Raw genomic sequence first — 10807 nt, 5'->3', positions numbered from 1 at the left:
GGGAGTGTTGACCTATTTCGTACCTATCATTTCTTCCTTGTTTCTGATCCTAGTGGGACGCGCCGCCTTTAGCGTGCCGCTGGTCATTGCCTTCATCGGCGTACTGGGAAGCGCGGCGATTACGCAGTTGAAAAGCAAGAGTGAGGAAGCGTTAGGTTCTGGATGAAAATTAGATAAGGAGAATGGATGTGTAGCGGTGAGAAGTACGAAAAAGGTGTTTGGGAAGATGGCTCACCTGGCGATAAAGAAAAGCATGAACAAGCCTTGAGAGTGATTTATATGCCAGCAATGCCACCTCTCGGGATCTTTGTGTGGAGCAAGAATAAAATCAAACGGCTCCTTGAAACGATACGATCCTGAGCACTTTTGAATGAAAGTTTCGTAAGCCGTCGTCCACTATGTGGTATTGCCCGTAGGGGATCTTTTTTTCTAGAATTGGATAATATTTGAGTGTGCAATGAAATCGAAAGCTAGTCTAAGCGAGCGGTCCGTCGCAGGGCTGAATCCACCCGTTTTTTATCCATCCGCGATACTGATATTCGTCTTCGTGGTTTTTACCATTGCCGTGCCGGAAACGGCGGGGAACTTGTTCGGTTCCCTGCAAGACTGGATTATCGACACCTTTGGTTGGTTCTATCTGCTGGCCATGGGAATTTATCTCATTCTGTCACTGATCTTGGCGCTGAGCCGTTATGGCACGTTCAAGCTGGGACCCGATCATAGCGAACCCGATTTCAGTTATCTCTCATGGTTTGCCATGCTTTTCTCGGCGGGCATGGGTATAGGACTTATTTTCTACGGCGTGGCTGAGCCGGTGTTTCATTTTGCCAATCCCCCAGAGGGGACGGCCGAAACCGCTAGTGCGGCACGTGATGCGATGCTCTTTACCTTTTTCCATTGGGGGCTTCATGTGTGGGGCGTCTACGCCATCGTTGCCTTGGCATTGGCATATTTCAGCTTTCGCCATGGCTTGCCACTACGTATCAGCTCGGCGCTTTATCCCTTGATCGGTAAGCGTATCTATGGACCGATCGGTAACGCCGTGGATATTTTCGCTGTGTTCGGCACGATGTTTGGCATCGCGACATCACTGGGACTGGGCGTCTTGCAGATCAACTCCGGATTGAGTTATCTGTTTGGTATTCCTTCCAGTACGACCGTTCAGTTGATTTTGGTCGTCCTGGTGACCGCCATGGCGACGCTGTCTGTCATCATGGGGTTGGATGGTGGCATTCGCCGGCTCTCCGAATGGAACCTGAGGTTGGCAGTCTTACTGCTGGTCTTCGTCATTATCGTTGGGCCGACGCTATTTATCTTCCAATCCTTGGCACAGAACATCGGTACCTATCTGTCCTCGATGGTAGATATGACGTTCAATATCTATGCTTATACAGGCAATGAAGAAACGAACTCTTTTCTTGGATCATGGACGCTCTTCTATTGGGCCTGGTTTATTGCCTGGTCTCCGTTCGTGGGCATGTTCGTGGCACGGGTTTCGCGCGGACGCACTATCAGAGAGTTCGTGCTGGGTGTCTTGTTTGTGCCGGTTGGTGTGACCTTCTTGTGGTTGACGGTCTTCGGTGATACAGCCCTGAACGGCATCATGAATGGCACGATGCCTAATCTCGTCGATCGAGTATTCGCCGATAGCTCCACGTCGCTTTTTCACTTCCTGGATGCTTTGCCGCTGGCAAGTATCTCGTCAGTCATTGCCACGCTGCTGGTCATTACTTTCTTCGTTACCTCGTCGGATTCCGGTTCGATGGTCATCGATACCCTGACCTCCAAGGACGGGGATGAATCACCGGTCTGGCAACGTATCTTCTGGGCCGTTTCCGAAGGACTTGTCGCTGCGGCGCTCATCCTGGCGGGTGGCGAAAATGTTCTCTCGGCCCTGCAGGCCGCGTCTCTGGCATCAGCGCTCCCATTTGCACCGATTCTGATACTGGTTGGTTTCGGACTCTTCAAGTCGCTACGCATTGAGGCGCTGAAGCGCGATAGTATGCAGCACGCTACCAATACCCCGGGAAACGTCTCTCGCGTCGGGGCTGGCGGTTATCAGTGGCAGGATCGCTTGCAGACTCTGGTGTCATCACCGCGCCAGCAGCAAGTCTTTACCTTTCTCAATGAAAGCGTGGAGCCCGCCATGCGTGAAGTTGCTGGGGAATTCGAGAAACAGTCGCTCGATGTCACGGTCACCCAGGAAGAAGACCGCTGCTATCTACGTGTGAACCACGGCGATGAGAGCGATTTCATCTATGGCGTACGTGCACGAGCCTACGCGACGCCATCGTTTACGATGAATAGCCTGCGGCATAATACCCAGTCGAATAAACGCGGCCATTACCGCGCCGAAGTCTTCCTCCGCGAGGGCGGTCAGCAATACAACGTGGTGGGGTATAACCGCTCTCAGCTCATTGGCGATATTCTCGACCAGTACGAGAAGCACCTGCACTTCTTGCACTTGACTCGTTAAAAGAAAACGATCAATGCAAGTGAAGCCGTCCTTTCATGAAGGGCGGCTTTTTATTGTTCGCCAGGCATGACGCGAAGCGCCTGCGCGGGTGGTAGCCGCCTCGCACATACTGCTCCAACGATCTCGCGCATCTCGGTGGCGTGTTTGTCTAGTTAAGGGTTCAGAGAGGCGTCGCAGAATGCCTCGGAATAGTGCTCGAGGTTGGCTACGTTCTCGGGCGTGCACTGCGCTTGGAGAGAGTTGTCTTATTAGTTTTGTACCTATCGGTCCTAAATGGTTTATAGTGATTAACATTCTGGATTCATGAGTCGAGAGTCATGGCACGACCACAAGCCTTTGATACACAAGAAGCGCTGCACTGTGCGATGCATGTGTTCTGGCGCAAGGGCTACGAAGCGACGTCGCTGAGCGACCTCTTGCAAGCGACGGGGCTGAGCAAGAGCAGTCTCTATGCCACGTTCGGCAGCAAGCATGACCTAATGCTGAAGGCCTTCGATAAGTATCGCACTGATCGTCAGCTCGACATGAGCCGGATGCTGGACGTGACACCGGCACGGCCCGGCATCGAAGCCTTCTTCCGCATGATCGTCGAGGATGTACGCAGCCCGGAGCAGGGCAGTGGCTGCATGAGCATCAATCAGGCGGTCGAGCTGGCGCCACATGACACAGAGATTCGCTGCCGCATCGAAAGCGATTTTCAAGCGATCGAGCAGGCCTTGGCGCATGCCATTGACCGAGGGCAAGCCGATGGCTCGGTGACGGCAAAATGCCCGCCGGCCGATCTGGCAAAGTTGATGGTCGTGGCGTTTCCGGGACTGCAAGTGTTGACGCGGTCCGGAATCGAACGCTTACGCGTTGACGAGGGACTGGCGCTGGTACTGGCCCTGCTGGATTGATCCTGAATCAAGCTTCGTGGCGCCGCGAAGAAGGCGTCGGAGATATGACTAAAAGGAGAGCATCATGAAGATCAAGCAAGTACGTAATGCCACCCTGCGCGTCGAGTTCGGCGGTAGCCGTTTCCTGATCGATCCCTATCTGGGCGAGAAGGATGCCTACCCCGGTTTCGAAGGCACGGTGAATGATCACATTCGCAATCCGCGCGTCGAGCTGGTAACCCCGATGTCGGAAATTCTCGATGTCGATGCCGTGATCGTAACGCATACCCACGACGACCACTGGGATGAGGCTGCTATTCGACTCGTGCCAAAGGACATGCCGCTGTACGCCCAGCATGATGAGGACGCTGCACTGTTTCGCGAGCAGGGATTCACCGATGTGCGGCTGCTCGCGGATGATACGCGATTCAATGATGTCACAATCATCAAGACACCCGGCCAGCATGGCAGTAACGAGGCGCTGGCGGCCATTCCGGAGATCCTCGGGCAGGTGTGCGGCATGGTCTTCCGTCATCCTGAGGAGAAAAACCTGTATGTGGCGGGCGATACTGTCTGGAATGACCATGTTGTTGCCAACCTTGATCATTATCAGCCAGATGTCATCGTGCTCAATGCGGGTGATGCACAGGTACCCGGGCTGGGCTCGATCATCATGGGCACCGAAGATACGAAGCGCGTCTACGATGCCGCGCCGAAAGCGACCCTGATCGCCAGCCACTTGGAAACGGTGAACCATTCGGTGCTGACCCGAGCTGAACTGCAGGCGTTTTCCGAAGAGCAAGGCATGACCGACCGATTGCTGATTCCGGCCGATGATCAGAGCTATACCTTTTAATCGAGAAGAGTCTTATATGAGTACTGAAGCTAACGAGACGGTCGTGCGCAATTTTTACGATGCTATCAACCGTGGCGATTTCGGTTCTCTCGATCGGTATTGCCATCCGGAATTCAACTTTTACCACCAGATCGATACGGCTCACCCGGGGGTCGAAGGGTTGATTGCCTCGGAGAAGAAGAATTTCGATGCCTTTAGTGATTGGCAGATGCCCATTCGCGAGATGCTGGCATATGACGACAAGGTGATGACCTACATGGTCTTCGAAGGCACGCACAGCGGCGAGCATCAGGGAGTTACGCCAACCGGGCGGCGTGTTCGATTCTCGTTGATGATGATGTTGACCATAAAGGACGGCCTGATCGTCGAGAAGCGGGCTCACTTCGACCCCATGGATATTCGCGATCAACTCACACGTTAAGAAGTGAAAAAAGAAGGTATTTTTCATGGCAGCTAAAATGCAGGAAGCGTTGCTTCCTGTTAATTCTTCAACTTTCGTTCGTGTGCTGGCGAGCGTCTGGCGGCTTGGCTTGCAGGGTATTCTGCTCAAAGATGCCAGCATCAAGGTAGGCTAACATGAAGATTATTGCCCATAGCCAACCGGGTGCTTGATAGCTTGATTATTTCGTATCATCGGCAGATAGCCACTTCTCGATTTTTGCTTCGTTCTCATTCATCCACTGCTTGGCGCCAGCAACAGGGCTGCCTGCCGATTTGACATCTGCCAGAAGCTCGCTGAGGCTTTTATCGCTCATGTGCCATGCATTGAATACACGCGTGAGCCACGGAGCATCTTCAGAAAAACTGTCCCGCGAAAACCAGTATATTGTATCGCCATCCCCGTATATGTTTTTGGGATCTTCTAAGTATTTGAGTGAATATTTAGAGAACGTCCAGTGCGGTTTCCACAGTGTCACTGCGATAGGTTCTTCTCTCTCTGTCGCGCTGTCGAGCATCGATAACATTGCGGCTTCAGAGCTGCTGGCTTGTGTGAGAGGCAAGTCGTAAGCCTCAATGGCTTTATCGGTCATTGTCGATAAGGCCGAGCCTGCATCAATACCGAGTATCGTAGGCTGGCCACGGTACTCAAATTCATGGGCATTTTTTGCGAGCTGCGGGATTGTATTGATGTCGACATATTCAGGGACGACCAAGCCAAGGCTCGTCTTGTCATACCAGGCTTCATGGACATCTATCTTATTTTTATAAGGCTCGAGGTAGTTTTTGTCACTATGAGGTAGCCATATCTCCAATGACAGATCGACACCGCCATTCGCTATTCCCGCGTAAAGTGCGCTTCTGCTCATATTGGTTAGCTCTACGTTATAGCCTTTTTCTTCTAATATCAGTTTCCATAGGTTTGAAACTGCTATGTTTTCAGCCCAGCTATTAGTGCCGATAGTGATATTTTTGTCTTCAGCCTGCACACCTGTTGTTGCGAGTGCCAATGCGACTGCAGTTAATGTGTGAAGTGATTTTTGCATGCTTCTCCTTGTGGGTTTCTGAGCTGGATGTGATTTGGAGTGTGGTTAATGGCTCGTTTCTGATAGTTTTTTTGCCACTTTGCAAGCTAGATTGTTTTCTGCTTCGCTGCTTTGGAGGAAGCTTACGCTCCAATCGAATGCGATAGAAGTAGATTCTAGCTCAAGCATTACGAGGTCTTGCGCGCGCGAGGATAGCGTGACGCAGCAAGAAGGTAATATCGAAATTCCTTCGCCATCCGATAACATATGGCAAATAAGCTCCGTAGACTCGACGCGTGAAAGCTTGGTTGGAAAGCGTTTTCCCCGATCGAAAAACTGGTCGTATTCCCAGCCAGGCTCTGGCCGTAATCCATACGTTAAAAAATTGAGATTTCTGAAATTTTCAGGTGAAACTTTACGGTGCTCGGCCAAGGGAGAGCTTCCTCCTACGACAGCGACTAAACGGTCATGGAAGATGACTTCACTATTTATATTAGGACCATCAACCGGACCTGGCCCGAGCATCAGGTCTGCGATGTCGCTGTTGAGTGGGGTGGTGGAACGGTCACTGGGAATCCTGATGAACTCAAGATCCATGTCGAGCGATATGGTGCGACTAATCCTGAGCAGAAACGAGGCAAGACCCGGAGGATTGAAATGGGACCAGGCGACACGGACACGATTGGCGTTGCGCTTGCCTTGCCAGATGGCATTAGATTCTGCTGTTTGTAGAAGAGGGGTGGCGGTCCTTGCCGCGTTGGCAATCGTGCCACCGGCTTCTGTCAATACCAGCGTCCGGCCACGCTTGATGGCCAGTTGCACGCCAAGCCTTCGCTCGGCTTCACCTAGGCGTTGGCTGGCAGCGGACTGTGTGATGTTGAGTGCCGCTGCCGCAAGCGTAATCGAGCCATGATCTTTCAAAGCCGACAAGAGTGTCCAGTGTGTCTGTTCTAGCATTATATAAGGTTACCTTATGTTTATTTATTTAAAATCCATTTTCTAAGGCGTCTTTATGAGTTTAACATAAGAAAATGTGATTCATACCCCTTAAGGAGATAAGTCATGAACGCGTCCAAAGCGCTGCCACAAGAAGCTGACCAATACGATATTGCGTGCGTTGATCTTGAGACATGGCCGATCCATCAGCCTGACAGTGCGCTTTATCAACAGCGTCTCGAAGAAGTCCGCAAGGCGTTGGACGGCAAGGGATGTGCGCGCATTGATGGTTTCATTCGTCCCGAGTATCGCCGGCAGCTAGAGGATGAGGTGGCTGCCATTGCTGATAAAGGTCACTTCTCTAATGGCCAAATCACGCCTTATTTCAACAAGGATGAGCCTTCATTATCGGAAGATCATCCGCGTCGACGTTTCGCACCATTCGAGAATGCCTTCGTCGCCATGGATTGGTTTCCTGAGCATGGCATCTGTCTCGGGCTATACCGTCATCCCGCCTTTCAGCGTTTTATCACCGACTGTCTAGCGGAATCCGAGCTTTACACGTTCGATGATCCGCTGGCAGGCGTTGTGGCCAACATCATGCCCGAGGGATCATCGCTGCCTTGGCACTACGACACTAACGAGTTCATCGTCAGCTTGCTGACGCGCCAGCCTGAAAGCGGTGGCGAATTCGAGTATTGTCCCGGCCTGCGTGAGCCAGGCAATGAGCATTACGATGACGTGCGTGATGTGCTCGATGGCAAGCGAGATAAAGTTCACAGTCTGACACTTGCGCTTGGCGATCTGCAGATATTCAAGGGACGCTTCTCGATGCATCGCGTTGTCCACGGCAAGGGAGAGCGTCATACCGCTATCTTTGGATACGCCAAAGAGCCAGGCTTCATAGGGCGTGTTGATCGGACGCAGCAAGTCCATGGGCGCGTTCTACAAGCGCACTTGGATGCCGAAAAGAACGTTCGCGCCGACGGGCTGGATGACTAACCATGGAACTGGATTGGCATGCACAGCGGAGCGATTTGGCGGGTATTAGACAGATCGATCTCGGCGTGTCGTGGGCGGAGGTCGACGAGGTAGCCCTTGCAGAAGGCCGCATGCATAGGGTCAGAGAGCAGATGCGGCGAGCTGACTTGGGCGCCTTGGTGCTCAATGATCCGGTCAATGTGCGCTATGCCTGTGGAGCACGCAACATGCAAGTATTTGCGTCTCGAAATGGGGCTGCTCGGTATCTGTTAATGACCCAAGAGCGGGCGATCCTGTTCGAAATGGCTGGCGCCGAGCATCTTGCCAGGGAACTGACGACACTGGATGAGGTGCGCAGCTCGTCCAATACCAGCTTCGTCTCCACTGCTGATGGGTTGCCTCGAGCGGAGCGGCAGTGGGCGCGCGAAATGGGGGCGCTGATTATCGAATTGATAGGCCAGGGGCCGCGTGTGGGGGTCGAGCGACTGGCACCGGGCATCGTCGATGGCCTCCAAGCTCAAGGCATCCTGCTGACGGATGCACAAGGGGCGGTCGAGCGGGCGCGTTCCGTCAAGACGCCGGAAGAAATTAAGTGCATGAAAGCCTCTCTGGCCTGTACTGAGATCGGCGTCGCGGCACTGCGTTCTGCTTTGCGACCTGGATTGACCGACAACCAGCTCTGGTCGGTTCTGCACCAAGCCGTCATTGCTGGAGGTGGTGAGTATTTCGAGACTCGGTTGTTGAATTCGGGGAAGCGTATCAATCCTTGGTTCCAGGAAACCAGCGCCAAACGCATCGCCTCTAATGAGCTCGTGGCACTCGACACCGATGTCGTCGGCTGCTTCGGGTATTACGCTGATTTTTCGCGCACCTTTCATGCGGGACCGGATACTCCCATGCCACATCAGCGCGATCTTTATCGAACGGCCATGGAACAGGTGGCGCACAATATTGCGATACTACGTCCGGGCATGAGCTTTAGAGATTATGCGCGGGACGCTTGGCATATACCGTCGCGGTATTTCGCCAACCGCTATTACGTCTCGGCTCACGGTGTGGGCATGACGGGCGAGTTTCCCTACCTCTATCATGAGGCTGATTTCGAACAAGCCGGTTACGATGGAGAGCTCGTACCGGGCATGACGCTTTGTGTCGAAAGCTTCATTGGCGAAGAGGACGGGCGTGAAGGAGTCAAGCTCGAACAGCAAGTGTTGATCACGGATAGAGGCACGGAGCTATTATCTGGCTTTCCCTACGAGGAAAGCTTGTCTTGAATGCAGGCGTCTCTGAAGCGACGAGCCTGGCATCAAAGCGGCGCGAAAGGCATGAGATAACGCCATGGCACGCTCCAGTCCGTCGACGCGGGTATATGTCGATAGACTGAAGTATGCCATGCCCGTCATGCTCGAAACGCGTTATTAATGTGCCATCATTTCCCGCGCGATGGCGTCACCGTCCAGATGGGAGGGGTAGTAGGTCGGCCAGTTCGTGACTTCGTCCAGCAGGGCGGCGCGATCATCGCCCCAGTACAGATGATAGTGGTCGGCATCCGTGGGATAGATGGCGTGATCGCTGAACTGGATGTAGCGAGGTGCGTCGGCACTGCCACCGTCGCGCTCGAAGATATAGCGCACGCCGCGATTGCCGGCCTCGTAATTGAGGATTTCATAACCGTCGTAGGTGTATTCCCCTGTGCGCTCGTCGCCGTCGTCGTAGAATGAGACTTGGTCACCCTCGATCACGATGCGGTCGACATCCGTGCGATAGCCGGTCGTGTAGTACTGCTTGTAGTCGGCAGCCGTCTTGTCATCGCTGTGCGCAGCCTTGTGGGCGAAGACGTCATCCAGCGTGCCGTCCTGGAGATAGGGATACACCGACTGCCAGTCGCCCTCCCAGTCCGATAGTTGGCGATCTTCTACCTGGCTGTCATCGAAGTAGCCAGCGTAGATGTCGCTGTCGTGATGATGATCATGGGAATGATCGTGCGCATGATCGTGGCTATGGTCGTGCTCATGCTCATGTTGATCGTGGTCGTCCTGCTGTGCGACGGCAAGCGGAACGCTCGCCAGCGATAGCAGGCCGAGTGCGAGAGCGGCATGAGCGAATGCGTGACGCATCGTGATCTCCTTGCGTGAATCGGATTGAGTTCAATGAAAAATCGGTCAATACGTTATAACATATCTTTTAAGGGCGCCAGGTAAAATGCGGCGGCATGGGTGGTCGTGCGCTTCCATCAGGCATCGCTCGCACACTGCGAGACGGCATCGGCAAGCTTGTGCATCAATTGCGGGTAAAGCTCGTCTCCCAGCGTGAGGTCGGTACCCAGCGGATCGACCACGATGGAGGTGTTCACGCCGGTATCGCCGAATACGCTTTTCACCAGTTCCGGATTGTATTGAGGCTCGCTGAACACGCAGTCGATGTCGTGCTTCTCAACGAGAGTGTGGAGTTTCTCGATCCGCGATGGGCTGGGTTTACGCGCATCGCCTAAAGAGATGGCCCCGGCTGCATGAACATCGAAGCGGTTTTCGAAATACTGGTAGGCATCGTGGAACACGATGAAGCGAACATCGCCGGCATCGGCGAGTTGTTGCTGCAGTGAGCTTGTCAGCGTTGCCAACGCTTCTTTGCCAAGGTGAGCGTTGTTCCGGTAAGTATCCGCATGCGTTGGGTCCAGCCGGGCGAGGTCGTCGGCGATGACGTCCAGCCAGGCCTGTGCATTTTCGGGGTCGAGCCAGACATGGGGATTCAATCCGTCGTGAGCGTGATCATGCTGATGGTCGTGGTCGTGGTCGTGGTCGTGGTCGTGGTCGTGGTTATGCTCATGATCGTGGTCGTCATGACCATGATGATGCGCTTCGAAGGTGACCTCCTGGCGGTACTCGAGTGTCTGCGTTTCGGGCAAGTCCATGAGCTCGACACTAAGAGCATCGTCGCCCAAGGTGTTCATGGAATGTGTCAGCCACGGGGTCAGGTCTTCGCCGATCCAGAACACGGCATCGGCGTTCTCGAGCGCTTCGGCCTCGGATGGACGCATATCGTAACGGTGGGGAGACGCGCCCTGCTGGATCAGCAGGTTCGGGGAGCCCAGGTCTCCCATCACGCGATTGACCAGCGAATAGACCGGTGGGATATCGACTGCGACGGAAGGGACGGCGGCGGACGCGGCGGCCGGCGACATGACTGGCGACATGAGTAGTGCCGCCAGGTAGGGACTGAA

At 53.8% G+C, this 10807-nt stretch carries 11 protein-coding genes; 7 read left to right on the top strand and 4 right to left on the bottom strand.

The genetic code is table 11. The features are described 5' to 3' along the window. Positions 1-457 precede the first annotated feature (457 nt). From betT to OP495_RS15215, 5 genes are all read left to right on the top strand, one after another. On the top strand, positions 458-2476 hold the full coding sequence (gene betT / locus OP495_RS15235) for a choline BCCT transporter BetT (RefSeq protein ID WP_280570510.1): 2019 nt from the start codon (positions 458-460) through the stop codon (positions 2474-2476). A 317-nt stretch (positions 2477-2793) separates the two neighbouring features. Next, the gene (locus OP495_RS15230) at positions 2794-3372 is read left to right on the top strand and encodes a TetR/AcrR family transcriptional regulator (RefSeq protein ID WP_280570507.1); all 579 of its coding nucleotides are present in this window, start codon (positions 2794-2796) and stop codon (positions 3370-3372) included. 64 nt (positions 3373-3436) lie between these two features. Continuing rightward, entirely contained in the window at positions 3437-4207 is a 771-nt protein-coding gene (locus tag OP495_RS15225) for an MBL fold metallo-hydrolase (RefSeq protein WP_280570505.1), read from the top strand. 16 nt (positions 4208-4223) lie between these two features. Next, complete coding sequence (locus OP495_RS15220; RefSeq protein WP_280570504.1) at positions 4224-4628, top strand: ester cyclase; 405 nt, start codon at positions 4224-4226, stop codon at positions 4626-4628. 25 nt (positions 4629-4653) lie between these two features. After that, the gene (locus tag OP495_RS15215; RefSeq protein WP_280570502.1) at positions 4654-4782 is read left to right on the top strand and encodes a hypothetical protein; all 129 of its coding nucleotides are present in this window, start codon (positions 4654-4656) and stop codon (positions 4780-4782) included. 45 nt (positions 4783-4827) lie between these two features. On the opposite strand, the gene OP495_RS15210 is transcribed toward OP495_RS15215, so the two are convergent. Both OP495_RS15210 and OP495_RS15205 read right to left on the bottom strand, forming a co-directional pair. Further along, the gene (locus OP495_RS15210; protein WP_280570500.1) at positions 4828-5691 is read right to left on the bottom strand and encodes a glycine betaine ABC transporter substrate-binding protein; all 864 of its coding nucleotides are present in this window, start codon (positions 5689-5691) and stop codon (positions 4828-4830) included. A 45-nt stretch (positions 5692-5736) separates the two neighbouring features. Continuing rightward, positions 5737-6627, bottom strand: coding sequence for a LysR family transcriptional regulator (locus tag OP495_RS15205; protein ID WP_280570498.1), 891 nt, complete (start codon positions 6625-6627; stop codon positions 5737-5739). Between the two features lie 105 nt (positions 6628-6732). On the opposite strand from OP495_RS15205, the gene OP495_RS15200 reads away from it, so the two are divergent. Together OP495_RS15200 and OP495_RS15195 are read left to right on the top strand one after the other, a co-directional pair. Beyond that, a complete protein-coding gene (locus tag OP495_RS15200) occupies positions 6733-7608 on the top strand; it encodes a hypothetical protein (RefSeq protein WP_280570497.1) in 876 nt (291 codons plus the stop codon). Positions 7609-7610: 2 nt separating this feature from the next. Beyond that, a complete protein-coding gene (locus tag OP495_RS15195; RefSeq protein WP_280570495.1) occupies positions 7611-8861 on the top strand; it encodes a Xaa-Pro peptidase family protein in 1251 nt (416 codons plus the stop codon). Between the two features lie 144 nt (positions 8862-9005). Here OP495_RS15195 and OP495_RS15190 read toward each other — a convergent pair whose 3' ends face one another. Next, complete coding sequence (locus tag OP495_RS15190) at positions 9006-9704, bottom strand: metal-binding protein ZinT (RefSeq protein ID WP_280570494.1); 699 nt, start codon at positions 9702-9704, stop codon at positions 9006-9008. Positions 9705-9820: 116 nt separating this feature from the next. Beyond that, positions 9821-10807, bottom strand: a 987-nt coding sequence (locus OP495_RS15185; protein WP_348521322.1) for a zinc ABC transporter substrate-binding protein, incomplete at its 5' end; no start/stop codon positions are given.

It is taken from the genome of Chromohalobacter sp. 296-RDG (genome assembly GCF_029889885.1).
GTDB lineage: Bacteria > Pseudomonadota > Gammaproteobacteria > Pseudomonadales > Halomonadaceae > Chromohalobacter.
Note: the sequence above shows the minus strand (reverse complement) of the source record. Positions and strands in the feature narration are given on the sequence as shown.

Bases quoted from the DNA above. Each gene is read 5' to 3' on its own strand.
- betT (WP_280570510.1), top strand. From the start codon at position 458: ATGAAATCGAAAGCTAGTCTAAGCGAGCGGTCCGTCGCAGGGCTGAAT.
- OP495_RS15230 (WP_280570507.1), top strand. From the start codon at position 2,794: ATGGCACGACCACAAGCCTTTGATACACAAGAAGCGCTGCACTGTGCG.
- OP495_RS15225 (WP_280570505.1), top strand. From the start codon at position 3,437: ATGAAGATCAAGCAAGTACGTAATGCCACCCTGCGCGTCGAGTTCGGC.
- OP495_RS15220 (WP_280570504.1), top strand. From the start codon at position 4,224: ATGAGTACTGAAGCTAACGAGACGGTCGTGCGCAATTTTTACGATGCT.
- OP495_RS15215 (WP_280570502.1), top strand. From the start codon at position 4,654: ATGGCAGCTAAAATGCAGGAAGCGTTGCTTCCTGTTAATTCTTCAACT.
- OP495_RS15210 (WP_280570500.1), bottom strand. From the start codon at position 5,691: ATGCAAAAATCACTTCACACATTAACTGCAGTCGCATTGGCACTCGCA.
- OP495_RS15205 (WP_280570498.1), bottom strand. From the start codon at position 6,627: ATGCTAGAACAGACACACTGGACACTCTTGTCGGCTTTGAAAGATCAT.
- OP495_RS15200 (WP_280570497.1), top strand. From the start codon at position 6,733: ATGAACGCGTCCAAAGCGCTGCCACAAGAAGCTGACCAATACGATATT.
- OP495_RS15195 (WP_280570495.1), top strand. From the start codon at position 7,611: ATGGAACTGGATTGGCATGCACAGCGGAGCGATTTGGCGGGTATTAGA.
- OP495_RS15190 (WP_280570494.1), bottom strand. From the start codon at position 9,704: ATGCGTCACGCATTCGCTCATGCCGCTCTCGCACTCGGCCTGCTATCG.